Annotated in this window: 23 protein-coding genes; 10 read left to right on the forward strand and 13 right to left on the reverse strand. The window is 63.8% G+C overall.

Annotated elements, in window-relative coordinates:
• Positions 1 to 16: 16 nt before the first annotated feature.
• The 8 genes from OG874_RS35055 to OG874_RS35090 all read right to left on the reverse strand — a co-directional run bounded on the left by OG874_RS35055 (position 17) and on the right by OG874_RS35090 (position 8577).
• Positions 17 to 1297 (reverse strand): MlaD family protein, encoded by a 1281-nt coding sequence (locus OG874_RS35055; RefSeq protein ID WP_330251330.1) that lies wholly within the window; start codon positions 1295 to 1297, stop codon positions 17 to 19.
• A complete protein-coding gene (locus tag OG874_RS35060; RefSeq protein ID WP_330251331.1) occupies positions 1294 to 2403 on the reverse strand; it encodes an MlaD family protein in 1110 nt (369 codons plus the stop codon). The genes OG874_RS35055 and OG874_RS35060 overlap by 4 nt, the downstream gene beginning before the upstream one ends.
• Positions 2400 to 3506, reverse strand: coding sequence for an MCE family protein (locus tag OG874_RS35065; RefSeq protein ID WP_330251332.1), 1107 nt, complete (start codon positions 3504 to 3506; stop codon positions 2400 to 2402). Before OG874_RS35065 ends, OG874_RS35060 begins: the two co-directional genes overlap by 4 nt.
• Positions 3503 to 4543: an MCE family protein gene (locus OG874_RS35070; protein ID WP_330251333.1), complete on the reverse strand. Its 1041-nt coding sequence runs from the start codon at positions 4541 to 4543 to the stop codon at positions 3503 to 3505. Before OG874_RS35070 ends, OG874_RS35065 begins: the two co-directional genes overlap by 4 nt.
• Before the next feature lie 5 nt (positions 4544 to 4548).
• The gene (locus OG874_RS35075; protein ID WP_330251334.1) at positions 4549 to 5586 is read right to left on the reverse strand and encodes an MlaD family protein; all 1038 of its coding nucleotides are present in this window, start codon (positions 5584 to 5586) and stop codon (positions 4549 to 4551) included.
• Positions 5583 to 6896, reverse strand: a complete 1314-nt coding sequence (locus OG874_RS35080; RefSeq protein WP_330251335.1) for an MlaD family protein — start codon at positions 6894 to 6896, stop codon at positions 5583 to 5585. The genes OG874_RS35075 and OG874_RS35080 overlap by 4 nt, the downstream gene beginning before the upstream one ends.
• A 168-nt stretch (positions 6897 to 7064) precedes the next feature.
• Positions 7065 to 7493 carry a hypothetical protein gene (locus OG874_RS35085; RefSeq protein WP_330251336.1) on the reverse strand — a complete coding sequence of 143 codons (429 nt, stop codon included), beginning with the start codon at positions 7491 to 7493 and terminating at the stop codon, positions 7065 to 7067.
• Between the two features lie 85 nt (positions 7494 to 7578).
• Positions 7579 to 8577 (reverse strand): LLM class flavin-dependent oxidoreductase, encoded by a 999-nt coding sequence (locus OG874_RS35090; protein ID WP_330251337.1) that lies wholly within the window; start codon positions 8575 to 8577, stop codon positions 7579 to 7581.
• 324 nt (positions 8578 to 8901) lie between these two features.
• Here OG874_RS35090 and OG874_RS35095 point away from each other — a divergent pair, with 324 nt between their 5' ends.
• On the forward strand, positions 8902 to 10122 hold the full coding sequence (locus tag OG874_RS35095) for a cytochrome P450 (protein ID WP_330251338.1): 1221 nt from the start codon (positions 8902 to 8904) through the stop codon (positions 10120 to 10122).
• Positions 10123 to 10270: 148 nt separating this feature from the next.
• Positions 10271 to 11104 carry an SDR family oxidoreductase gene (locus OG874_RS35100; RefSeq protein ID WP_330251339.1) on the forward strand — a complete coding sequence of 278 codons (834 nt, stop codon included), beginning with the start codon at positions 10271 to 10273 and terminating at the stop codon, positions 11102 to 11104.
• A gap of 375 nt (positions 11105 to 11479) precedes the next feature.
• On the opposite strand, the gene OG874_RS35105 is transcribed toward OG874_RS35100, so the two are convergent.
• Together OG874_RS35105 and OG874_RS35110 are read right to left on the reverse strand one after the other, a co-directional pair.
• A complete protein-coding gene (locus OG874_RS35105; RefSeq protein WP_330251340.1) occupies positions 11480 to 12733 on the reverse strand; it encodes a PucR family transcriptional regulator in 1254 nt (417 codons plus the stop codon).
• A 551-nt stretch (positions 12734 to 13284) separates the two neighbouring features.
• Complete coding sequence (locus OG874_RS35110) at positions 13285 to 15627, reverse strand: AMP-binding protein (RefSeq protein ID WP_330251341.1); 2343 nt, start codon at positions 15625 to 15627, stop codon at positions 13285 to 13287.
• A 300-nt stretch (positions 15628 to 15927) separates the two neighbouring features.
• Between OG874_RS35110 and OG874_RS35115 the strand changes: the two genes are divergently transcribed.
• From OG874_RS35115 to OG874_RS35150, 8 genes are all read left to right on the forward strand, one after another.
• Complete coding sequence (locus OG874_RS35115; protein WP_330251342.1) at positions 15928 to 16566, forward strand: TetR/AcrR family transcriptional regulator; 639 nt, start codon at positions 15928 to 15930, stop codon at positions 16564 to 16566.
• 23 nt (positions 16567 to 16589) lie between these two features.
• Positions 16590 to 17672: a CaiB/BaiF CoA transferase family protein gene (locus tag OG874_RS35120; RefSeq protein ID WP_330251343.1), complete on the forward strand. Its 1083-nt coding sequence runs from the start codon at positions 16590 to 16592 to the stop codon at positions 17670 to 17672.
• Between the two features lie 119 nt (positions 17673 to 17791).
• Positions 17792 to 19081: an acyl-CoA dehydrogenase family protein gene (locus OG874_RS35125; RefSeq protein ID WP_330251344.1), complete on the forward strand. Its 1290-nt coding sequence runs from the start codon at positions 17792 to 17794 to the stop codon at positions 19079 to 19081.
• A 59-nt stretch (positions 19082 to 19140) separates the two neighbouring features.
• Complete coding sequence (locus OG874_RS35130) at positions 19141 to 20175, forward strand: phosphotransferase family protein (protein ID WP_330251345.1); 1035 nt, start codon at positions 19141 to 19143, stop codon at positions 20173 to 20175.
• 75 nt (positions 20176 to 20250) lie between these two features.
• Positions 20251 to 20919 (forward strand): nitroreductase family protein, encoded by a 669-nt coding sequence (locus OG874_RS35135; RefSeq protein ID WP_330251346.1) that lies wholly within the window; start codon positions 20251 to 20253, stop codon positions 20917 to 20919.
• A 619-nt stretch (positions 20920 to 21538) separates the two neighbouring features.
• The gene (locus OG874_RS35140) at positions 21539 to 21850 is read left to right on the forward strand and encodes a PE family protein (RefSeq protein WP_330251347.1); all 312 of its coding nucleotides are present in this window, start codon (positions 21539 to 21541) and stop codon (positions 21848 to 21850) included.
• 45 nt (positions 21851 to 21895) lie between these two features.
• Positions 21896 to 23047 carry a PPE family protein gene (locus tag OG874_RS35145; protein ID WP_330251348.1) on the forward strand — a complete coding sequence of 384 codons (1152 nt, stop codon included), beginning with the start codon at positions 21896 to 21898 and terminating at the stop codon, positions 23045 to 23047.
• On the forward strand, positions 23048 to 23878 hold the full coding sequence (locus tag OG874_RS35150; RefSeq protein ID WP_330251349.1) for an ESX secretion-associated protein EspG: 831 nt from the start codon (positions 23048 to 23050) through the stop codon (positions 23876 to 23878).
• A 49-nt stretch (positions 23879 to 23927) separates the two neighbouring features.
• Here the strand turns inward: OG874_RS35150 and OG874_RS35155 are convergent, their stop codons facing one another.
• Genes OG874_RS35155 through pheA form a run of 3 tightly spaced genes read right to left on the reverse strand, consistent with a single transcriptional unit; the run spans position 23928 to position 25868 of the window.
• Complete coding sequence (locus OG874_RS35155; protein WP_330251350.1) at positions 23928 to 24263, reverse strand: DinB family protein; 336 nt, start codon at positions 24261 to 24263, stop codon at positions 23928 to 23930.
• A 31-nt stretch (positions 24264 to 24294) separates the two neighbouring features.
• Positions 24295 to 24957 carry a histidine phosphatase family protein gene (locus tag OG874_RS35160; protein WP_330251351.1) on the reverse strand — a complete coding sequence of 221 codons (663 nt, stop codon included), beginning with the start codon at positions 24955 to 24957 and terminating at the stop codon, positions 24295 to 24297.
• On the reverse strand, positions 24954 to 25868 hold the full coding sequence (pheA, locus tag OG874_RS35165; protein ID WP_330251352.1) for a prephenate dehydratase: 915 nt from the start codon (positions 25866 to 25868) through the stop codon (positions 24954 to 24956). Before pheA ends, OG874_RS35160 begins: the two co-directional genes overlap by 4 nt.
• Between the last annotated feature and the right edge of the window lie 2 nt (positions 25869 to 25870).

Raw genomic sequence — 25870 nt, forward strand, 5'->3', positions numbered from 1 at the left:
ATCGTTGATCCGACAGCTAATTGGGCGGGACGTAGACCGGTGCGGGCACGCCCCCGTAGGGTGTCGGAATTGTCAGCCGCCCTTGTGGAGTCGGGTCGGTGGTGGCCAGAGGGTCAGCGCCCGGTGGTGGATAGGAGGCGTTGTCCCCCGGCGGGCGCGGAGCGTTGCGCGCGCCACGGGGTAGCAGGCTGGGATCCGGGTCGGAACAGTCGACGTAGCGGTAGGGCTCCGGGTAGCTGGGATCGGTGGCGGGGAACCGGGGGACGTTGTAGTCGCACTGTTTACGCGGGTAGATGCTCACCAACGCCCAGATCTTGCCGTCATGCACTGCCGAGGCCACCGCGTCGGCGGCGGAACCTTCTCGCTGTTGCGGAAAGAACAGCTCCCGCATCGCGGGCACACGCAAAGACGACATCTGCGCTACCGTCGCCAGATTGCCGAGCAGGTGCACCATGGTGGGTGAGTTGTCGGCGATTATCTGGTCCATAGCGTCCAGCGCCGCGGGCGCGATGCCGACCGCATTCACGAAGCCGCCCGACATCGATTCCACACCGGTGAGTGTGCGGTCGAGTTCGGCGGCGCTCGATCGGAGCCCTGGGCCGAGGTCACGCACGGTGCCGAGCACGATCTCACTGTTGTGCAGCAGGCTGATCGTCTGGGGCAGAACCGAACTCAGCGTCGTGACAAGGAAGGTGCCACCGTTGATGATGGCCGCCAACTTGTCCGGCGCCTGCGGTCCTGCCCCCAGTTCCTGCACGATGCTGTGGAGTTTGTCGGGATCGAGCTGAGCGATGGTGCCATTGAGGTCGGCGAGCATCTGCGCCATCGCGATCGGTGTCGAGGTCCGGTTGGCGCCGATCACGGCACCGTCGGCCAGATAGGGGCCGGTCGAGCCGGTGGGGACGAAATCGAGATATTGTTCCCCGGCGGCCGAGAGCCCGGCCACTCGCACAGCACTGTCGGCCGGGATGCGCTGGGAGGCTTCGATCGATGCCACCGCCACCACGTCGCCGTCACCGAGGTCGACCGAGGTGACCCGCCCCACCCGGACACCGCGCACCGTCACGTCGCGCCCGGACAGCAGACCACCGGACTGGGCAAGGTGTATCCGCAGGGTGTATGTCGCATCGAACGGGTTGAACTGCAACGATCCGAGCGTCAGATAGGACGCACCGAAGATCAACGTCAGCCCCAACGCCACCAGTGACACGATCAGTCGATGCCGGGCCAGGCGCGTGATCGCCGCATTCGCCGTCGCGCCCGACAACCGCGTGATGCGCATCCGCATGCCGCTCATCGGCCTGGTCCGACCACGCGGTCGTGCAATCGCCCGAGCGTATAAGCCAGGGAGCCCACAAAGTTCGCCCAGTCGGTCTGATCGGGAATCTTGGCCGCCGAGCTGCCTGGGAAATTGGGATCCGGAACGGCGCCTACCGCGATCTGCGCGATTTCGGCATCGGCGGCGGCGGCAGTCGCCGACGTCACCTTGCCGCCGACCACCGAGATGGTGCGGTTGAGCTCGTCCAGATTCGAATTCGGGTCGATGGCCGCGGCGTTCATTCCGGCGGCGAGGTTGTTCATATCGGCGATCAGACTGCGCTGTCCCGTACCGTTCACCGACGGATACCGTTGCAGTTGACGAGCTATTCGGCCCAACCGATCGGCCAGGTCGACGAACGTACCGGTGTTGGAACTCAAGACGTCCAGCGCCGGGCCCGCGGCGGCGACGGCGTCGTTGACTGTCGACTGCCGCGCGGCCACGGTCGCGGTGAGCGCATCGGCGTCGTGGACTGCGCCCTGTATCTGCCCCGACCGCGAAGACAAGGTGTTCACCAGAGCAGTGGTCTGGGCGATGAGGTCGGCGAGATGGTCGCCGTTTCCGCCGAGTTCCGCACCCAGTCCATTGACCGTCTTGGTGAGATTGCGAATTGCCCCGCCGTTGACAAGCATCGCGGCCCGAGCGAGTACTTCCTCGATCGTCGCTGCCGCCGAGGTCGACGTCTGCGGAATGCTGCTGTCGTCGTGTAGCGGGGCGGCGCCGGGCGCCGGATTCGCCGGACGCGTCAGCGCGACGAAGACATCGCCCAGCGGAGTGGCCGAACGGAGTTCGGCGGTGGTGCCCGCAGGCAGGACGGTCCCGGCTCGGATGCGCAGGGTCACAATGGCGGCGTAGTCGTGGGCCCGCATGGATTCCACCTCGCCGACGTCGGCGCCATCGACCTTCACCTTGGCCTGTGCGGGCAGGTTGAGAGCATTGGCGAAGGTGACGGTAAGGGTGTAGCTGTGCGGGCCGACCGACGGTGACGGCAGCGGAACACTGTCCAAGCCTGCGGAACAGGCCGCAGTGGATACCGCGAGCAGCACTGCGCTCGCCGCGACTAGTCGATTCGGTTTCGTGATCATTTGGGTAACTCCGCAATTCCCGCGAGCATGGCGACGACACCGAAATCCGGACCCATATCCGAAAGCTTTCCGGTGTTGCAGCCGAGTTGTTTCATATCGAGCAGGTTGCACACATCTTTGACCATCTGCCCATCCAGCAGAAGCCGGTCCACGTTCACGTGCACGCGGCCCGCGCCGACCTTCTGGTCGACCGCGGCGTAGGCATTGTCGGTAAGCATCGGGAACACGTCCAGGAACTCGGCGATCTCGTGCTGGTAATCCGACAAGCTGCCCATGACGGTGTCGGCGCCCGACACCGTCGATTTCATCGTGCCGCGATACTTCTGCAGCAGATCGCTGGTTTGGCTGAGGATCTGGACCAACTGAGCGCCGGTGTTACCGGTGCCCAGATTCTGGTCGGCGAGCAGATCGCTCAATTGCCCTACGCCGGCGCCGAATTCACGGATGTCGCGGTCGTTGCGGGCCGCTGCGCCGGTGAGAGAGTTGAGGTTGTCGACGATCGTGGTGATCGCGTTGCGTGTGGCCGCGCCCTGATTGTCGCCCATACGCAGAGCCCGCGACAGTTGATCCAACGCGCCTCTCATGTCTGCACCGTGACCTGAGGTGACAGCCGCGCCGGTACCGACCATGTCGGCGATCGGACCGTGTCCGGCCCCGTCACCGTTGAGTGCGTTGGACAGCTTGTGCACCATCGCCAGCAGGCTGTCGAACTCCACCGGGGTCCGGGTGTGGTCTAGGCCGAGTGTGGCCCCGTCGCGCAGTGTGGGGCCGCTGCGGTAAGGCGGCGTGAATTCCACATGCCGGTCGGTGAGCACCGAATCCGAGACGATCACCGCGGTCGCGTCGGCCGCGATCGGGACCGAGGCATCGACAGTCATGTCCACCTCGGCGAAGGCGCCTTTCTGCGTAATTTCTGCCACCTTGCCCACGCGCATTCCCAGCACGGCGACGGCATTGCCCACGAACAGTCCTGCGGCACTGTCGAAACGGGCGGTCACACGGATGGTGTCGTGCTCGAGCAACACCGGACCACCCGCGGCCGCGACGACAGCGACGAGAGCGAAAAGCAACACCAATTTGGTAGTCCGCGAGAACACTCTCATTTACATTCCTTCGAATACGGCGGCAGATCGACCTGGGGTGCGCGTCCGACCAGCGCGCATATGAACGAGTCGACGAACGCTCCCGCCGGCACGTTGGCGTCGAGTTCCGGTCCGGTGCCGCTCAGATTCGCCCAGCTCCGCCATGGCACGGGGACGACCTGCAGGATGTTGCGCAACAGGTCGTCGTGCTGGCTCAGCGCCTGCATCATCGAACTCAGGTTGTCCAGCAGCGATCGAATCTCGGGCTGATCGTCCACGGCGATCGGGGTCAGCGTTCGAACCACGGAGGTGGTGGCCGACAGCAGATATTCGATCGACTGCCGACGTGACTGGAACTCTTGCAACACTTCTCGCCCCTGGGTGAACAGTACGGCCAAGTTCGCGTGTTGCATCTCGATCACGGTGGTCAGCTGGCTGGTGCTCGTGAGCAGGGAACCGATCTGATCGCGCCGTTCGGCGATCACAGTCGATAGCGTCATCACGTTCTGCATCACCGAAGGGATCATTTGCGGCAGACCGTCGAGCTGAGTCGACAGCCGCGTCATGGCTTGCCCGACCTTGTCGGCGTCGACCTGATCGAAGGTCGTGGTGACATCCTCCAGTGCGGATTGCAGATTGTAGGGAACTTCGGTGTGCGCCAACGCGATCCGTCCATCAGGCAACGAGCCGGAACCTGCGGGCGACACCTCGATGAATCGATTCCCCAGCAACGTGGTGAGTTTGATCGACGCGGTCGTATCCGCACCGAGACGCACATCCGACTTGATGCTCATGGTGACGGTCACGCGGTCGCCTGCCAGCCGCAAACCGACCACGTGGCCGACCGGCACCCCGGCCACCGTGATCTGATCGCCTGCCTCGAGTTGGGCGGCCTGAGCGAAGTCGGCCTCCACTCGCCGTTGCCCGATGCCGAGCGAGTTCACTACCAGTGTGGCCGCGAGCACGACAACGAGCACCACGAGCGCGGTGACCCCGAGCCACACCGGGCGGTAGTTCTCGAGCGGTCGCAGCCGTGGCCGACGAATACGCGCAAACATGATTCTCACCTGCACCTCGCGGTGTGTTGGGCGGTACCGCTTGGCGAAATGGCATCGACGATTTGCGGAAGCAGCGGGCTCAGCCCAGGCAGGAGTGAGATGGTGACATCGCATATGTAGCCCTCGATGTACGCCCCGCTGTTGGAGATACGCGCCAGCCCCTTCATCAACAGCGGAAGGTTCTCGCCCATGAACTCGAACTTGTTCTTGTTGTCCATGAAATGCTGGGCGAAGCCGGGGTCTCGGCTCAGGAACTCGCCCAAAGCGGGCTGATCGGCGGCGGCGATCTGCGATACCCGGCCGACCATTGCAGAGACCTGGTCCACCGAATCGAACAGCGGCTCCCGACGGGCGTTGAGGCCCTCGAACACCGCTCGCGACTGGTCGATCACGGTGGTGAGGTTCCCGCTCTGTGCCGCCAGGTTGCTGACGATGGTGGTCAGGTTGTTGATGACCTGGCCGAGGATTTCGTCGGGTCCGACGAAATTCTGTGCCAGCGACGTGGTTTCGGCGATCAACGTGGCGACCGAGCCGTTGTCGCCCTGCAACGCCTTGATCAGCGCGTCGGTGATGTTGTCGATCGCGGTGTGGTCAATGGTGGCGAACAACGGCTCGAATCCGTTGAGCAGATTGGAGATATCGAACGACGGCTCGGTGCGCTCGACCGGAATCTGCGCGCCCGATTTCAGGGCGACGTGGTCACCGCGGGCACCCAACGCGAGACCGAGATACCGCTGGCCGATCAGGTTCTGGTAGGTCACCGACGCCTTGGTGTCGCCGTAAACCACCTGATCGTCGCGGACCGAAAAGCCGACGCGCGCAAGGTTTCCGGTGAGCTCGATCGACTCGACCCGCCCCACCCGCACCCCTGCCATCCGCACGTCGTCACCGGCTCGCAGACCCGAGACATTGGTGAACAGCGCCGAATACTCGGTCGTCGGGCCACTCACACCGCGTCCGAGCGTCACCACGACCGTCCAGGTCAGCACGACCGAGACCACTACGAAGACCACCAGCACAATCAGGGATCGTCGGAAATTCATTTCCCGCCTCCCGCTGGATCAGGTGCGACGCTCACAGTCGTGCCGCGTGCCAACGGACCGAAAAGGATATCGGCGGCGGAATTGGGAAGCCCCCCGAGTATTTCCGCGATCTTTCGCTGCTCCTCTGGGCTGCCGACCGGCCCGATGTTCGGGCCCACAAGCGAACTCGGCGGCTGGAACGCACGCGGATCCAGACTGGAGGGAACCGCGGGGGAGTCGGCCGACGAGGTCGGCCCCGTTTGGCAACTGGGCGCAGCGAGTTCGCCGTAGCGTGGACAGTCCGCGCGCGTGTACTGCCGGTTCGGGGTCAACTGCACGATGGCCGCAGTCGACATGCGCTGTGTCTTCGGATCCCACGCTTCATTGGCCACGAGGCGCACGAGGTGCGTCACCGACCGGGTGATCTGCGGGAAGGTGCTCGCGCCGTCGCCGAGTGTAGCCATGACCGGCGAGATGTGTGTGGTGATGTCGAGGACTCGGTCGGTGTTGTGCTCGAGGGCTTCGTCGGCCGTGGTGAAGGTGTGCACCCCGCCGGACAACAACGCCGTCAGCTGCGCATTCTGCTGCGCCAGCGTCAGCATGGGCACCACCGCGTGGTGCAGCGCGTCGAGCAGATCCGGTGCGGCCGCCTGCACCTCGCGCAACGCGCCCGACAACGAGTCCAGGGTGGACGGCGCGGCGTCCGCGGACACGACGCCACGAAGACTCGCGACGATATCGCGCAACTGAGCAGCAGCGGCCGCGATCGAATCGCCCTGCCCGTTGGTCGCCTTGGCCAGTGTGGCGAGCATGCCCACCGCGGTATCCGCCTGGTCACGTCCGACGGCGGCGACGACGCGGCGCAATTGGTCCAACGACGTCTGCAATCGGACCGTGGACAGGCTCCGGTCCTGCGCGATCTGCGCACCTGTCCGCAGCGGTTGTGCCGACCCGTTGTCCACCAGCTGAACCGAAGGCACCGCGAAGATGTTGCTCGGAACGACCCGCGCGGTCACCGTGTCGGGAATGCGACCCGCGTACTCCGGACCGAGTTGGATCCGAACGACATTCATACCGGGCTCCGGCGTGGGTTCCACCCCGCTCACCAGTCCCACCCGTATACCTTGAAACTTCACATCGGATTTAGGCGGAAGCCCGTCGCCCACATTCGCCATGATCGCGGTCACCGTCACCATGTCGCGGAAGGCCCCGCGCGAATTCGCGATCATCGCCGTGACGGTGCCGGCGGCCACGGCCAGACAGCAAATCCCGGTCACCAGTAGTTGCGTCGCCGAAGGCCCTCGACCATCGGATTCGAATTCATTCGACATTTCCCTTACCTGCCTTAGCAGTGATGTCGTGCCCACTCCCTCGTGGATCTGGCATCACTGTGCCTCGGATCACTTTCAAAGAAGATAACACCCGACTGGACAAGTATCCAGAACATTGTCCAGATTATCGTTTCGGTTATAGACGTCGAGGTGGGCCAGGTGCGGGAATTACTGGCGCCCTTCGAGGATGTGGGCATAGGGGTCATGGTCCGGATCAACGTGTTCGGGCATGGGGTAATAGGTCTTGATCAGCAGGTTGCCCGCACCATCCCAGGCGAAAGTTTCGATGCTGTAGGCGGTATTGATATCGGGTTCGGTGCCGAAACGGTTCTCGCATACCCAGGCCATTTCGTTGCCGTTGACCTGGACAGTGATCATGGTGATCCGCAGCAAGTGCTGAAATAAATCCCAGGCATGGGTGGTGGCCGTGTCGAACCCGGTTTTTTCCTTTGTGCCGACCGGGTCGAACATCCGAACTTCGGCTGGCACGATAGCGCGCCAAGACGCGATCCATTCGTCCCTCTTGCCGGTATTCCACAGCTCGGCGTGCCTCGCGGCATGCGCTAAGCGTGCTTCGCGACTGGGTATCTTGCTCACTATCAGGTCCTTTCGGCGATCCCGCGACAACCACCCGTGTGTCGAGCGGGTTCCACCACTGGGTCTCCGGAATGTTGGTTTGGTCTTAGCCGTGAAACGCCTTGGCGAACGACTCGATTTCCCCGGCGATGTCGGGACCGGCGGGGGTGTAGACGATCTCGGTGATGCCCAGCGCGGCAGAGTCGGCCACGGCGGCGCGGATATGTTCTGGTGATCCGGTCCAGCCGTACTCCAGGATGGCCGCACCGGCCTCGCGGATGGCGGCGCGGTCACGGTCGGTCAGCGCGCACACATGCCCTTCGTGCACACCGAGATGCAGTTGCCCCTCGCCACGTACTGCGTGTAGCCCCTCGAGCCACGTACCGCCGCCGGGCATCTCGGTGACGAAGTCGGGCGCGGCTTCATATACGGCGTGCCACATGGCGGCATACCACGGCCCGGCGGCTTCGACCACCCGGTCGCTGGTGTGGTCTTCGTCCGAGCCCAAGACAGTGCCTGACACGATCATCGCGGCAGGTCGGCGACCGTCCAGTTGTTGCGGTGGCGGCTGGCTCAGCAGCAGGCCGGCGGCGTCGACGTCCTCGGCGACCGCCATTCCCTTGGGGCCGCTCGGCGCTACCCACAACGGTGTCCGCAGGGGCCGGTCGGGGGCCCACCCCGGCAGCTGCAGCATCTGGCAGGCAGCACCGTCGATGTCCACGACATCACCGTCGAGCAGGCTGGCGACCTGTCGGAGGTAGGCGCTCACCGCCGCCCACCGCATCGGCTTCTGGCCCATGGCGCGGCGAGCCGTGAAACCGGTCCCAAAGGCGCAGGTCAGCCGACCTGGCGCCAGCTGCTCGATCGTCGCGATCGCCGCCGCGGTGACCATCGGATGGCGCAGCGCCGGAACAGCCACACCCGTGCCCACGCCCAGGTCGGAAGTCGCGTCGGCTGCTCGGGCCACCGCAATCCAGAGGTCGCCGTAGACAGCGGGGGAATCGAAGAGCCACAGCCGGGCGCAGCCGGCACCCTCGGCCGCCCGCGCGTACTCCGGGATCTGAGCACTGGGCGGCAACGCCACCGATAGCGAAAGCTCACCCATACACACTCTCCGCGCTAGTCGTCTATCCAGCAGTTTGAAAAACAACGTTACCTTAACATGAATTCACCGAACACTCGATGGGTTCGGCGTGGCTGATCGACCACGCGCGGCCGAGTCCGGCGGCCCGCCACCCGAGATCAGCACGCCGCCAGTCATCTCATCCACGGATACTTGCCCCCGCGTTCCTCTCGGTTTATAGTCCAGACATATGTCCAGACAAGTGTTGACATTCATGAATTTCGGTACACGGGTTCGGAAAATATGTGATGTGGCACGCGGACTGTGCAACCTCGCCACCTACGGCTCCCAAGGTAAGGACCTCGGATGACCCAAGAGATCCCCGGAACATTGCTGCTCGATCCACAGGTCATCGATGACCCGTATCCCTTTTACCGTCGACTGCACGCCGAGGCGCCGGTGTGGGAAGTCCCCGGCACCGGGGTCTTCACTGTCAGCACCTTCGAGTTGGTTGCCGAAGCAGTTGGTCGTGTCGGCGACTTCTCGTCGAACATGACGAGCCTGCTATACCGCGACGATGCGGGCCTGCCCGCCCGCTTCAGCTTCGGAGACGCCGGCGGGCAAGTCTTGGCCACCGCCGACCCACCCCTGCACGCCATACACCGTGGGGCGGTTTTTCCCGAACTGGTGGCCAAACGGATGAGGGAACTCGAACCCGTCATCATCGATCTCGCAGACGGACTCGTGACCACGGCCCTGAACGACGGAACCGTCGAATTCATGGCCGCCATCGGCAACATCGTGCCCATGACGATGATCAGCCGCCTCACCGGCTTCCGTGACAGCAACCTCGACGATCTGTGGAATTCAGCAGTCAACGGGACGAGAATGCTGGGATCGACGCTCAGCTTCGACGAGCTCATCGAAATCGCTACCAGCGGCGACACGGTCCGGGCATGGATCACCGACCAGCTGTCCGCGGCACTGAAGGACCCCGGCGAGGACCTCCTCGGAGCCGTCGCCCGCAGCGTGATAGACGACGTGATGAGCGAACAGGAGGGCATGATCATCCTGACGACCCTGTTGAGCGCCGGCGGCGAGACCACTACGAGTCTGCTGGGCAACGCGGTGCGCATCCTGGCCGACAATCCCGAGCTACAAGAGCACCTCCGTCAAAACCCCGACCAGATCCCGACTTTCGCGGAAGAGGCGCTCCGTCTGGAGTCTCCCTTTCGCTATCTCATGCGCTCGGTGCCCAAGGACACCACACTCGGGTCCGCCGCGATCCCGGCCGGTTCCACGGTGCTGTTGCTCTGGGGTGCCGCCAACCGCGACGCAGCCGAATTCGAACGACCCGACGAGATCGATCTCGGACGCCGCATCCCGCGACGCCACGTAGCATTCGGCCGCGGCATCCACACCTGTGTCGGTGCGCCGCTGGCCCGACTCGAGGCCCGCATTGTGCTCGGTGTCCTGCTGCAACGCACCACAAATATCACCCTAGAGCCGCAGCACCGGCCAAGCTGGGTAACCAGCCTTCTGGTAAGACGCCATCACGAGCTCCCGGTACGCCTCCAAGTCCATTGAAATAGCCGAACACGTCGTGCCGACGCGACAGGTACATAAGTGCGTCCGGCGGTCCACCTGATTCCGTTCAACTCCCGAACGACGGAGGAAGAACGTGTTGTCGAGGTTTCCGCCCGATGAAGTGAATCGATTCGACAGGGAAGTGCTCATGAATCATCAGGAAGCACCACGCAGCGCCGTGGTCGTCATCGGCGTCGGCGCGATGGGGCTCGCTATCGCACGTCGCCTGGGCAGCGGGAGGCGACTATTGCTGGCCGACTATTCCGAGGTAAGCCTGGAAGCCGCCGCGGCAGCGTGCCGGGGCGAGGGACACACCGTCGAAAGTCACACCGTCGATATCTCCGACCGGGGTTCCGTCGTGAAACTCGCAGCCGCGGCGGCCGATCTCGGTCACCTCGACGCTGTCGTTCACACAGCAGGTGTTTCCCCCACCATGGCCACCGCCCGACAGATCTACGAGGTAGACCTGCTCGGCACCGCCCACGTGATCGACGCTTTCCTTGCAGTCGCATCCCCTGGCACCTCGCTCGTGTCGGTAGCCAGCATGGCCGGATATCTCGCGTCGCTATCGCCCGACTTCGAGAGACACCTTGCCACCGTGGCCACCGATCAGCTCTTGAACCACAAAGGGATCGACCTCGATTCGTCGAACGCCGCCGAGGCCTACATTGTCGCCAAACGCGGCAACCAACTGCGTGTGCAAGCCGCCGCGCACGACTGGGGAACCAAAGGCGCACGGCTGAACACCATCAGCCCCGGCGTGACCTCCACACCAATGGGCATCGCCGAACTCGCTGGTCCGACCGGCGCTTACATCCAGTCCATGATCGACCTCTCCGGTGCACGCCGGACAGGCACACCCGACGACATCGCCGCCACCGCCGCGTTCCTCACCGGACCGGAGTCATCCTTCATCACCGGCAACGACATACTGGTCGACGGCGGAGCGATCGCCGCACAACGATGGAACACCGGTAATTGATCTGGTTGATCCGACCCGTCCGAGCAGAGCTGCCATTTCCCCACGCGCGGGCACGCCGCCGGACCGTCCGCCGTCCGCGCTCACCACAGGATGCGCCCCTCATCGACCAAACCCTCGACGACTAGCGGCGACAACCCCGAAAACGCTACGCCAACAGCAACCTTCACCTCACACACCGACACATCGTGCCGCCGCTATCGGCACCAGACGGCCACCCGAAAGTGCGACAGAGCCCCCGAGCGGCGACAGAGCCGTTGCATCTACAGCCCATCCGCTGGAGTGGGTCGAGTTCTGCGATCACCTGAATGAGGTTGCATCTCAGTCCAAAACGCGGATCTGATTACAACCGACCCACACTTGCCGAGATCAGATGCGCTACACGGGTTGACCAACTGTTCGGTAGGTGCGGGCCACCAGGGCCGAGCGTAGATACCACTGCCCGCGGGACTGGGTGGGGTTGAAGCCGGTGAGTTGGCCGATGCGTTTGCAGCGGTAGTCGAGGGTGTTGACGTGTATGCACAACTGGCGTGCGGTCCTCTGACGGCTAAGGTTGTTGCTGATATGTACACGTAGCGTTTCGAAGAGTTCGGGGTGCTCGTCTAGGGGGGCCAGGATCGCCTCGAGGCGGTCCCGCGCCGGGCCCGGGCGGGTCAACTGGTACTCGACAACGAGATCATTGAAGCGGTAAACCCCGCCGATCAGATCCAATCGGTGCACCATGTCGAGGAGTTCGTGCGCTCGATGGGTCGCCTCGGGAATCGCGTCCGTCGCTGACCGCACCATGGCGGCACGGATGGATACCTGGCCTGCACGCGACAGGTGGGCGACGAGTTCCTCGACCCGATCGCCAGTGGACTGCTCCACCGGGATCAAGACCGTGCCACCGTCGGCACTGAGTAACGCCAGCGCTTGATCATCACACCGGAGGGCGAGCTCCGCCTGGATACGCCGCAGCTTGCGGCGCCCGACGACCTTGGCGTCCAGTTTCGTGATCAGTTCGTCGCGGTGCTGTGGGATAGCAACGGCCAGCACGAAATACGATGCCGCGATCGGGATTCCGTATTCGCGCGCCGCTGAGGAGATACCTTGCCCGCCGAGCAGAGCGGATGCCAGCGTGTGTACCGCCATGTGATGTTCACTGGCAACGCTGCGCAGTTCTCGCATGTAAGCCTGCGCGACGGTGGGGGTGATCCGATCGACGATGTCGAGGAACCGACGGCCGACGTCGAGCATGCTGGCGTAGTCGTCAGTCGTCGCGCCCATCACGATCAGGTCGAACGCCATCTTCAGCCCTTCGTGGACCGCATGGTGAATGGCCTCGATCGGGATACCCTCACGGGCCCACTCGGCGGCGGCCCGTTGCACCCGCTCGGACTCTTCCAGTAGATCTTCACCGTCGAGCATGCTTGCTGCCAACTGCAGGCAAACCCTGGTAATCGTGGTGACTTCGCCGCCGAGGGCATCACCGGGCAGGGTTCCGCAGGGGGCCACATGGTCGACGAAGTGACTCACCATTTTCCGCGAGAGGTCCCGGACGTCGCGTAGCGGTTCCGACGCTGGATGCCCGGAGATCGTGATGTCGCGCCCGGGTGAGTCTCGGCGAAGATTCATCATCGGTTCGGTCGACATGAGCACTGCTTTCCGTGGCACCGTTGCAGAGTCAGTCTTCTGTGATTTCGATGACCCACCGCAGAGCCTGCTCTCATTCAAATACAGCCGGTCTGGTTGAACAGATTTGCACACGGCAAAGGGCTCAAGGTGTCCTGCACCTGCGTATCGATCGAGACCGATAGGCCGTGCCGATAGAAGGCGTCGCGAGCAAACTCATAAGCGATATCGAGGTCCGTGATATACGCGTGCATGCCGTCACTGAGCCATACACAGACCCGGCAAGGCCGTAAGATTGCTTTATTCGAGTGCAGCATGTTCTGACTACTTCGCTGATCTGTGTCGGCTGGTACCGACGTGGTTGGGGACTATGGGCAGTTTGTGCCTAGTTTGTTGATCCGATCCCCCATCGCTGCGGCAATTGATGGCAATGCCATCGGCGATCATTCTGCTTTTTACGGCTGCGGTACATTCTCGGCGTCACCCGAGCAGCTCTGACAGGTACGTTTACGCGCCGGACCAAGTCTTACCCCGGCTGCTCCATCTATCGGTGCAACGCACTAGGGCGTTGATCACGGTTCAGCGCGCGACGCGCCGACCATCGCGACAGCCATAACCACAGGTTCGTTGCTGCGGTTGTGCCAGCGGTGCCGCGTACCGTTCTGGATATTCACGTCGCCGGCGTGCAGCGTCGTTTCGGCTCCGTCGTCGAGTTCGAGGACGATTTCCCCCGACAACACGATCTCCATATCGACGGTGTCGGTGGTATGCATGCCGGGATGGTCGAAATCGTTGGTTTCCAGCATCCCGGGCATCTTCTCCTGAAGGTCGCGCAGACCGGCTTCGATATCGATACCTTCGAGGTCTGCGTAGTTTTCGCCGGGCGGGATGGTCAGGAGAAAGAATCGGTATCCGCCGAGCGACGGGAAGAACGTCGTTTTGAGGCCGTTCGCGCCGGGACCAGGAAAACTGGGCGCCGCGTCCGCACGCCACAGTTCGTGGTAGCTGGTTTTGGACAATGCGACTGTCGTAGGTTCGACCAGTTGATCATCAACGAAAATCGCCTTGCCCTGATCGTCGTGACCGGTCACGACGCGGCGTACTTTCATGGGTTTCCTTTCCCCCCTCGGCGTCGGACTGTCTGATGCCAGTTGGACCATCGGGAAGCTACGGCGAATGGCTAGCCGGTGGATCTTCTCGCTGACGTTGCGAGGTAAGGCCATGTCGGTCAAGGTCACATATTTGGGTACCTTGAACGCCGGGAGCACGCTTCGCAGGTGATGGCGCAGTTCGTCCTCGGTGAGTGCCGAGCCCGGTTGCGGGTGGCACACCATAGCCAGCTCCTCGCCCATGGCGTCGTCGGGTACACCGAACACGGCGACCTCCTTGACGGATGGATGCCGGTAGGCGACGTTCTCGATCTCGATCGGGGAGATATTCTCCCCGCCACGGATGACGATTTCTTTGATCCGCCCGGTGATGTGCAGGAATCCGTCATCGTCGTGACGGCCCAGATCACCGGTGCGAAGCCAGCCGTCGTAGGTGAACGCCTCGTGTGTGAGGTCGTCACGATGCCAATAGCCCGGCGTCACTGTGACGCCACGCACTTGGACCTCACCCTCGTTACCGGAAGGAAGCGCCTTCTCGTCCGCGTCGACGACGCGCAGCTCAACGATCGGCGAGACGATACCGGCAGCCGTCGGCTGCAGATCGAACACCGGCCCGTTCATCGTCGCGCACACCGACGTAGTTTCGGTCATCCCATAGCCCGATGACCGGTTCGCGATACCGAGTTTATCGCTGAGCAGATCCGGAAGATCGGCGGGAGTCGCCGCCCCAGCAGCTGCGACCCTCGAGAGTGAGGACATGTCATGGTCGCCGAGCTCGGAGTGGGTCAGTAGGTCCTTGAGGATGGCAGGGACGGTCGACAGCATCGTGATCTTCTCGGTTTCGATCACTCGCATCGCTGTTCGGGCATCCCATTTGCGCAATAGTGCGATCTTGTGGCCCACCGCGCAGGGCAGCAGGAATCCGCCGAAGAGCCCGGTCGCATGGAACAGCGGCACCGTGACCAGGTGTGCATCGACAGTCGCTCCCCCGCGCAGCTCGACGGAACCGCCGAGTTCAATACCCAGGAAGCCGACCAACATCATGTGCATCAACGCCTGACCGACGGCGACGTGCCGATATACGACCCCTTTGGGATGCCCTGTGCTGCCGGAGGTGTAGAGCAACAAGGCCATGTCCTGCGGGCCGTGTGATGGCGGAAGGTAATCGCGGCCTCGACCGGCCGCCACAGCGTCGCGGATGGGCCGCAGGTCGAGATGGTCGGTGAGTCCCGTGTCGTCGCCGTCGACGTCGCTGAACAACACCGGAATATTGCATTCCGAGAGTGTGTCCGCGCCCAGTGTGGTGCGGGGCAAGTCGGCCGCGAATATCGTCGCATCAGAGTCGCGCAAGGTGAACTGCAACTCTTCGGCCGAACCCCAGCTGTTGATCAGCACCGCCACGGCTCCAACGTGAACCGCGGCGGCGAAGGTGATGACCCAGTCCGAACAGTTACGCATCGCGATGGCGATCCGATCCCCCGGCTGCACACCCATGTCGTGCTGCAGTGTGGCGGCCAGTGAGTCGACGTCGGCGAAGAACTGTTCGAACGTCCACCGGTGGTCGCCGAAAACCAGAAAGTCCGCGGCGGCGTGACCGCGACCGGACTGGAGAATGTCGAGCACGGTCGGCGCCGCATTGGTGAATACGTGCTGGCGCACGCCGCCACCCATATCACGCTCCGTGACTTCGAACATCTCGCCGGGACCAGTGAGGCGTCGGACCGTCTCGTGCACGACCTCGGCAGTAAGCCCCTTCGACTGGCCGTGGCTAGGCGATTCCGACACGTTCGCACCGACAGTCTTCATGCGTTGAACTCCTTCACGGTGTACGCCCACACAAGCGCCGACCTTGGCCCGAGGCGCCGATCTCGTCGTGAGCGGTCTGGGCGCAGGCCTGGGCAGTCGGTTCCTTGATGCGGCCTATCACCACGATAAAACTACATCGTTTTTCTACCACGACGTGGCCTGGATCACAAGACCCCACCTCCGATTGCGCGGCCGATCACGATGCGCCAGCCGACCGATCCACGCGGGCCGCTACCTACCCGAACATGGGCGGTGCGGTCCCGGTTAGAACAACATCGTCACCTTAGATATATTCAGCCAGTGGCCAAGCCGCTGATTCCAGTCGAGGTGATCTACTCGCACGCCTTGGAGCTGCTCGACGCCGAGGGGGAACAGGCCCTCAACGTGCGCCGAGTCGCCGCAGACCTGAAGTGCTCCACACGGACGCTCTACCAGCAGGTAGGCAACCGAGAGCAGCTGATCCGCGCACTGGTCGCTCGTCACTTTTCCCAACTGAAGCTGGAATTCCACGACTGCGGCGCGTGGGAATCGACGGCCCGGCAGTGGTGTCTCGCCCTGCATGCGGCACTGCTGGCGCATCCATATTTGACCGAGTTGATGACCTTTGACGACCGCAGTGCCGTCGCTTCCTACGTCAAGGACCTGTTGACGTCGCTCATGGAATCGGGCATCGCCCGCGGGCTCGCTACGGAATGTTGCCGTTCACTGGCAAACACCACGATCAACCACGCCATCACCGAGGTGCAGGCGCTGCGGCAGCCGCCACAATCCCGCGAAAACAGCTCGGGCACGCCAGCAGGCGAGGAATCCTTCCGACGCACGATTCAGTGGATCATCGCAGGCGTCCGCCAAGAGGCACTGACAGCGGCGAGCAGCGACCCACCCGCTAGCCGCGATTTCGGCGCAGATGCGCACCACGGAGATGGCTTGCACCTTTAGAAAAATTATGTTTTCTTAAGACGATGAATGGTCCTCTCGCTGGGGTGCGGGTTATCGAATTCGCGGGCGTGGGTCCCGCCCCACACGCAGCCATGATCCTTGCGGATCTGGGTGCCGATGTCGTGCGAATCCAACGGTCCGACATGTTGCCTCTCGCGGGGCACGCCGCCGACGGGGTGCTGCGCGGACGCCCCGTCGTGGAGGCCGACCTGAAAGATCCCGACGACAAAGCGGCTGTCATGCGACTCGTCGAACGTGCCGATGTGCTGATCGAAGGCTTTCGTCCCGGTGTGATGGAACGTTTAGGGTTCGGCCCCGACACGCTCGAGCCGATCAACCCTCAGTTGATCTACGCACGGATGACGGGATGGGGGCAGAGCGGGCCGAGGGCGCCACGAGCCGGACACGATATCAACTACTTATCCGTGACCGGCTTCCTACATGCGATCGGGCGGCGGGACGACCGGCCTGTCCCCCCGCTCAATCTGGTCGGCGACTTCGGTGGCGGATCGATGTTCCTCGTTGTCGGGGTCCTCGCCGCGATCATCGAACGCCGGACATCGGGTCGAGGTCAAGTTGTCGATGCCGCCATCGTGGATGGTGTTTCTGTTCTGGGACAGATGATCTGGGCGTTTCGGGGGCTCGGACTGTGGAGCGACGAGCGCGGCACCAATGCGCTCGACACGGGTGCGCCGTATTACGACACCTATGAGACCGCGGATGGCAAGTACATCGCCGTGGGCGCTATCGAGCCGCAGTTCTACGCGGAGTTGCTCGCTGGTCTGCAATTGTCCGATGTCGACCTGCCCGATCGCGACGACGTCTCGCAGTGGAGTTCACTGAAAGCGACGTTCACAGAGGTGTTCAGGACCCGCACCCGCGATGCCTGGGCGGCCGTGTTCGAAGGCACAGACGCGTGCGCGACGCCAGTGTTGACGTTTGCCGAGGCCGCAACGGATCCACACATGACCGCTCGAGGCACCCTGGTCGCTCTCGACAATGTCGTGCAAGCCGCAGTGGCACCCCGCTTCTCACGCACAACGCCCGGCACACCTGACACACCGGTTCACACGGCCAGTAACCCCAGCGACCTATGGACGACCTGACATATCCACCAGTCGTCCGCTTCGGCGACGACCTTGCTTCAACACCTCTCGAACGTTAACCTCATTTTTGGAAAACAAGGTTTTTTTAAACGGTGCTACTGAAGGAAGGTTCGGGACTCATGGCGTGGGACTTCTCTGACGACACCGAATTTCGGCCAACTCTCGACTGGATTCGCGAGTTCGTCGCGCACGAACTCATACCGCTCGAACCATTGGCTGACGAGGTCGGCGAGACCGAGTGGCAGCAGATACTCGAGCCGTTGAAACAACGTGTCCGCGACCGCGGGTTGTGGGGGTGTCATCTGGAGAAGGCACTGGGTGGACAGGGATTCGGCCAGTTGCGCCTGGCTCAGATGAATCTGATCACCGGACGGTGCCCGTTCGGACAGGAAGTGTTCGGAAACATGGCGCCGGACTCGGGCAACGCGGAATTGCTCGCAGGTGGTGCGACCGACAGTCAAAAGGATCGCTGGTTATGGCCGAACCTTCGCGGCGAGATCCGCAGCGCTTTTGCGATCACCGAACCGTGGGTGGCCGGCACCGACCCGACGCAGATCGAATCAACGGCCGAACTCGACGGCGACGAGTGGGTCCTCAACGGGCGCAAGTGGATGATCACCAACGCCTCCAGTGCCGACTTCATCATCTTCATGATGGTGACCGACCCGTCGGCGCCGCCGCATCGCCGCTGCTCGATGTTCGTCGTGGAGCGAGGCACTGCCGGGATGGATATCTTCCGTGACATCCCCTCCATGCACAGCCCGTCCGTCGAATACGGCCGCCGCGGCAACCACGCCGAGATCATTCTGAACAACGTTCGTGTTCCCGGCGAGAACCTCATCGGTGAGCCCGGTGGCGGCTTCGTCTTATCCCAGGTCCGGCTGGGCCCAGGGCGGCTTCACCATGCAACCCGGTGGTTGGGAGAAGCAGAACGAGCCTTCGATATGTTGTGTGAACGCACCGTATCGCGGACTTCGTTCGGCAAATCCTATGCCCGACACCAGATGGTGCAGCAGTATGTCGCCGACTCCCGAATCGAGATCGACGCCGCGAAGCTGTTGACGCTGCGAGCGGCTTGGAAGTTCGACGCCGAGGGCGGCCAGGCAGCCCGCAGTGACATCGCCATGGTGAAGGTCTACAACGCCAAAGTGGTGTTCGATGTCGTCGACCGGGCCCTGCAGGTACACGGATCTCTCGGGTACAGCTCGGATCTACCACTGGAGTCAATGTTCCGCATCGCCCGTATGGCCTCAATGGTCGACGGAGCGAACGAAGTACACAAGGTCACCATCGCCCGATCCGAACTGCAGCGATACCACGCCGTAGACGGCTGGCCGTCCGAACACATCCCTACCCGCCTGCACTTGGCACGCCAGAGATTCGGTCACCTACTAGAGGCCACGGCATGAGCGAGTCAGGGCCGGAGGCGGAACCACGCAGGCCCTCGCTCATGCCCAATGGATACGGCATGAGTACGGACGTCACGGGCCCGGACTTCGACGTCGCAGCCTTCGACGCCTGGCTCGCCGAGTACACCGGCCAGCCAGGCGATCTACTGATCAGCCCAATGAAGGGTGGCGGATCGTGTGAGTTGTTCAAGATGACCCGACACGGGCGCAGTTGGGTCATCAGACGTGCCCCTGTCGACGCGGTGTCCGAAACAGCACACGACGTCGTCCGCGAGTACAAGATCTACAAAGCCCTCCAACACAGCGACGTGCCGGTGCCCGAATTGTTGGCAGTCAGCGACGACCCCACCCTCGTCGGCGGTCCCTTCTTCATCATGGAGTTCATCGACGGAACTACCATCCGAAACGCGCTGCCCGACAGCTACCTTCACGCTCCGCAGCAGCAGCACCGGATAGGTGACCAGCTCATCGATGCGCTGGCCGCTCTGCACGATTTCGAGTGGAAGGACAGCGCGCTGCTCGAGCTGGCAAATCCACACAGATTCCTCGATCGTCAGGTGGATCGTTGGCTGCGCCAATTGGCGACCTATCGTTGTCGCGACCTGACCGGCGTCGATGACGTCGCCGACTGGCTGCAACGAAACATGCCCCGAAGCCATGACCTCACGCTGATGCACGGCGACTACAAACTGGACAACGTGGTGTTCAGCAACGATGTCCCGCCAACCATCCTGAGCGTGCTGGACTTCGAGATGACCACCATCGGAGATCCCCTCATCGATCTTGCCTGGGCCATGATCTTCTGGCCCGAAGAGGGCAACACACTGGCGTTCGTGCCCCCAGGCCAACCCGGCGGCATGGACCACAACTACTGCCAAACCCCGCTGCAACTGGTTTCACGATACGCGGACAGGACCTCGCGCGACCTGTCGAACCTCGACTGGTACAACGCGTTCAGCGCGTGGAAGCTCGCGATCGTCCTCGAAGCGTCTTACGCCAAGCACCTGAGCGGACGGTCGAAGAACCCCTTGCACGAGCACTTCGGGACCGTCGTCGATCAACTCCTGATCAGAGCCCGCAGATACGCGTCATAGGATGCCGAACGCGTCCCTCGACCGCTACAAAGAGGGTTGATCACGGCCAAGGCAAATCAACATTCCGGAGGCTTCATGGACCTCTACGACGTGATGCGGACCACCTTCGCGGTGCGTGAATTCACCGACGACCCGCTTCCCGATCCGGTTCTCTACCGCATCCTCGACAACGCCCGATTCGCGCCCAGTGGCGGCAACAGACAAGGGGCGCACATCATCACAGTGCGAGATACCGCACTGCGCCAACGACTCGCAGAGCTCACCGTTCCGGGCGCACGACGATACCTCGCCCAGGCAAGCGCGGGCGAAAGCCCATGGAACCCCATCGAACCGAGCGCCGTGCCCGCTGAGACGATCGCGGAGACCGCGGTACCCGACCAATTCACCGAGCCACTACTGCGGGCACCGGTCGTACTCGTCATCACCCTCGACCTGACCCGCGTGGCCGCCATGGACCAGCATCTGGACCGAGTCGGCGTGGTCAGTGGAGCCTCGGTCTACCCGCTGGTGTGGAATATCTTGTCGGCCAGCCGAAATGAAGGCTACGGCGGCACCCTCACCACCATGGCCGTCCCCGAAGAGGCAGCGATCCGCGATCTGCTGTGCATCCCCGAAAACCACGCGGTCGCCGCAATCCTCCCCCTAGGTAAACCCATACGGCAGCTGAGCAAACTCCGCCGCCGACCCGTCGAGGAATTCACTACCATGGACCGGTTCGACGGCCCACCATTTCACCCCCAGTGACGCCGGTGTAGTGGGTCGGGCCGAGCACGGGGTGTCGCCGCAAGGCCATGCGACCCCTCCAGACACATTGGAGGCCGAACTACCTTCCTGAACACTGGACAGCACCGCTGTCCGAGGACCGCGGACACGCCGCGCCCGATCGAGACGACACGCCGAGGATTTCAAGCTTCTCGCAACCGTGGTTGCCAGTTGTTCCCTCACACATCCCCGGCATGGATGGACTCACTGATGGCCTGGCCATACTTCCCCAAGAATCCCCCACAGGGACTATGAGGCAACAGCGACCACGGCGAGGCAGCCACTGAGCCCACCGGCCACCAAGACGGCTACGCCCCGATCCCCGCTGGTAAACGCGCATCTCCCAACCTCGATCGAGGTGTAAGGACATGGCGCTCACCCTGATTCGTGCGGAATACCACTGCTTCCACATTGACGAAGACCGGTTGCATGAGCTGGGATAGGGCTAGTCTTGACCAAGCTGTGTGGGTCCGGATACGGCTGAAAGACCGGGAAAGAAATTTGGGGATTCGATGGAACCGATTGCGTGGCTGTCGCGTCCTATCACTCGTAGGGGGAATTCTCGTGGTTCCGCCCAGTTGCCACTAGAAGGAGTCGAGTCATGGTTGGCCACATACTGATCTCACCCGAAGCTATTCTGCTCGCCGCAGCCGAGCTGGATCTGGTCGCCGAGCGGTTGGCCGGAGTCGCCGCGATCACCGCACCGGCCACGCACGTGCTGCCCTCGGGTGTCGAAGAGGTCTCACTGCTGTCCGCCAGCCACTTCAACCAAGGCGCGATGACCCACGACCACTCCATCGCCCAGGGCATCCTCGAACTCCATCATGCCGCTGCGACGCTGCGGATGCAGCTGGCCGAGCACTTGGCCGGGGACGTAGTGCGAGCCACCGGTATCAACGCCATCCAGGTCTAACCCGGACAACAGACAACAACCACTTACTTCAGGGGAGAAACGAACATGGTTGCAGGAGTCACCGGGGTGCTCTGGATCACGCGCCCGTCAGAGGTCAATTCGGCCACGCTGCACGCTGGCGCGCACGCGATTCCGATCTCGGCCGCAGGCACCGCATGGGGCGGGCTCACCGCCGCCTGGATCGACGCCACCACCACCGTCGCCCGCGTAATGGCCGAACTGGGAGTCGGCATGCAAGGCCTCAACGGCATTGCCGCACTGGGCAAACTCACCGGATTCCTCGGTTGGTCCGAACAGCAAGGCGTGCAGTCGGCGGCGATGGCCGGTAAGGCAGCCGCGAACGTCATCGCTTACACCGTCGCCGCGCTGGCGATGCCGAGCCCGCCCGAGATCGCGGCCGTTAACGCCGCACTGGCCGCCTCGACGAACCCGGCCGGTGCGGTGAGCGGTGCCTTCGAGGCAGCCGAAATCGCCAGGAACGCCATGGATATCCGCGCGGCGCTGGTGATGGAGACCTACGAGGCCGCGACCTCGGCGATGCTCGCGGTGCCCGCCGATTTCCTGATGCCGCCGCCGATCGCCGCGGGCGCCGGCCAGGCCAATCCCGGCGGTGCCGCCGATGCCGCGACCCAGGTCCCGCTCGACCCGATCCAAGGGGCGATCGCCGCCGTTCAGGCGTTCGTTTCCAACCCTGGCGTGGCAAACGCGGCCACACAGGCTGCGCAGGCTGTCGCGTCGGTGGCCACCACCGGTGCGACGACTGTCGGCAACGTGGCGGGCAGCGCTATCACGGCGGCCACAAGCAGCACGCCGATGGCAACCACCAGCATGGTCCCGATGGCCATGGGCGGCGCATTGGCCACCGCGAGTGGCGCGACCCGCGCGGTGTCGTTTGCCAGTTCGTCGGCCGGCGGTGCCAACAGCACACTCAAGCTCCCGGCGGGCTGGGGTGTGGGCAACGTGATCGGCGGCAGCGGCTCCGCGACGGCTGTACCCGAGACGGCTGTCTCGGTCGAAGCCGCACCGACACGCACCGCGAACAGCAGCGGCAACCCGCTGCTGGGGAATCAGGCACGCGGCACCGAGGACGACGAGTCCGAGCACAACAGCCACGACTATCTGCGGGCCGAGCATTTCAACGACGGTCGGCTCGTGGCCGACGGAGTCATCGGTGCCGACGGGCGCCGGGACGTCTAGGTGACGGTTCTCGGCTCCGGCACCGGCCCGTCCGCACTCGACGCGGTCGTGCTGTCACTCGACGAGATGCAGTTCCTCCGAGAGGAGTTGGATATCGCCGATCTTCCGGTTGTGCTGAACGCGTATGCGCGCTTCGACAGCGTGGACCGTCACCAAATGGCACTCGCCGCCGCGGTCGAGTCCCTCAGCCAGCGGGGCCTGATTTTCGACGGGGCGGTGCAGCCTGATCTGGAGGACCGGCTGCAGGTGCTGAACCGTCCGCATTGGATCATCGCGATGCGTTTGATCGTCGACGGCTACGTGAGCCGTTTCTGTCTGGCGAAGGGCGACGACCTCACCGTCGTCGCCCTTCGCGGGCAGGATTCCTACGTGATCGACCAAGCGGGCTTCGATCTGCCCGGGACGGTACTGGCGGCACTCGGTACCGCCGAGCCGCTCAGACTCAACGGGATGAACGCCCCGACCGATCAACTCGCGGTGATCTTCGAGGACATCGGTGACGCGGCGGCCACCGCCGAACGACTCGCGAAGGCATGCACACCGGCGCAAGACGCAGAGACCCTGGCCTCCGCAGTGGTCGAGATCCATTCGCACGCCCAGATCACCAGCGTGGTGTACGGCGACGGCACCCGCGATATCGGCGACAACCACATCGCCGTATTCAACACCCGCCACGGGCGCTTCATCGCCACCGCAAGCGTGTCCGACGATGGCACCAAGTGGACATCGCTGAGCAGTGGCACCCCGGCACGGCTGCGAACGGCGTTGCAGGACTTGATCAATTCGCTACCCGAACGCGAGGAGTTTCCGCGGAATCCAAAGTTGTCCTGAGGGTTGGACTTTCGGCTGTAGCCGGCCCCGGTGGCGGGTGAGGCAGAGGTCATGCGCGCGATGCCGCGCGTAGCAGTCGGAGCTGGCCGATTTCGGCCGCGTTCTTCGTGAGTTCGGTGTTGACCCAGGCGATTGTGTGGGCCACGGTCATCTCGGGGTCGTGCTGCCACGGGAACCGTGCGGTTATGTCCAAGTCGGCGTCGTCAATCTGACCCGGTACCGTGAGCCAGTCCTGCCGCAGGCGCCGAAGCCAGTCGGTGGTCGGTTGCCGGGCGCCCGGCCAGGTGATGCCCGTGCGCTCGCGTGGCGTGCGTCCCTGTACGTGGTCGATGGTTACACTCCACCACCAGCCGATATGCCAAAACCGTTTTCGATTGCCACGCACTGTGAGCGAAGATAGCCAACCCCAACAGGATTCAGCCCATGGGGTCGTCGGCGGTGGGGGCTACGTCGTAGCCGAAGGGTGGGGTGAAACGGCCCCAGCGGATGCATTCCCAGCCGCCGACGGGGCGGGGGAGCAATTCGATGGTTTCGGTGTTGTCGAGGTGGTTGTTCGTGGTGAACGGAGGGGCTACGCCGCTGAGGTTGCGGGAGACCAGGCGCATGGCGGCACCGTGGCTGACCAGCAGGATGTCGCCTTCGGTGCCGTCGGTCAGGAACTTGGTGCGTAGGTCCTCGATGACCGGGAGGAAGCGGGCGAGAACGTCGTAGCCGGACTCGCCGCCGGGTACGCGTACGGACAGGTCGCCTTCATGCCAGGCGCGGTAGATCCGCTGGAACCGCGCGTGCGCCGCCTCGGAGTGCTGGCCTTCCATCTCGCCGACCTGCACTTCGTGCACACCCTCGAGCACCTCGACCGGCACGCCGGTCGCCGCCTCGATGTATCCGGCGGTCTGTCTGGCTCGCAGCGCGGCCGAGCAGAACAGCGCCTTCGGCGGCCGCGATAGGCTCGCGCCGAACGTCTTCGCTTGTGCCGCACCACGTTCGGTGAGCGGCAGGCCCGGCACCCTGGTATCCAGGAGCTTGGCGACATTGCCCTCGGTTTCGCCGTGCCGAACCAGAATCAGCTTGCCCGTCATAGGTCGGCCACCCCCTTCCGTAGCTGGATCAGCCATTCCGCGGCCGGTTCGTCGGAGGGCGGCGGGGTTCCGGTCGCCGAGGTCGCGGGCCAGGAACCGAGGAAACGGATCCGCGCCGTGCGGTGCAGTGCCTTGAGCGCCTCGGCGACCGCGGCGTCATCGATATGCCCGACGCAGTCGAGATAGAAACGGTAGGTGCCGCGAACCGCTCGGGTTGGCCGGGACTCGATCCTGGTCAGATCGATACCGCGCGTGGCGAATTCGGCGAAGGCCCGCATCAGCGAGCCCGGTTCGTTGGGCAGCTCGAGCACGATCGACGTGCGGTCCGCACCGGTCGCGGGCGGCGCGACGCACGGGCGGGTGACCAGCACGAAACGGGTAATCGCCTGCTCGTGGTCGGCGACGCCCGAGGCCAGCGCGACAAGGCCGAGACGCTCACCGGCCAGGGCAGTCGAGACCGCGGCATCGGCATGACCGGCCGCGACATCCTCGGCGGCAGCCGCATTCGACGCCGAGACGTACATCTCGACATTCGGCAGTGTGCGCGAAACCCACAGCCGCACCTGCGCCGTGGCCACCGGATAGGCGGCCAGCGTGCGGACAGCGTCGAGCTTCGTCCCCGGCCGAGCCAAGATCGTGAAGCTCACCTCCAGCTCGGTCTCCGCGACGATCTGCAGCCGCGGACCGATGGCCAGCGAATCCAGGGTCGCCGAGATGGAGCCATCGACCGAACTCTCGATCGGCACGACGGCGCCCTCGACGTCACCGGACCGGATCAGGTCGAGCGCCGCCCCCTGGCTGGGCGCGGCAACCCGCTCGACCGGTCCGTCGAAGGCCGGCGAGGACTCGAGCTTGGCGAGGGCCATCTCGGTGAAGGTTCCGGACGGCCCGAAGTACGCGATACGCGGCACGG

The organism is Nocardia sp. NBC_00565 (assembly GCF_036345915.1).
In the GTDB taxonomy this organism is placed as follows: domain Bacteria; phylum Actinomycetota; class Actinomycetes; order Mycobacteriales; family Mycobacteriaceae; genus Nocardia.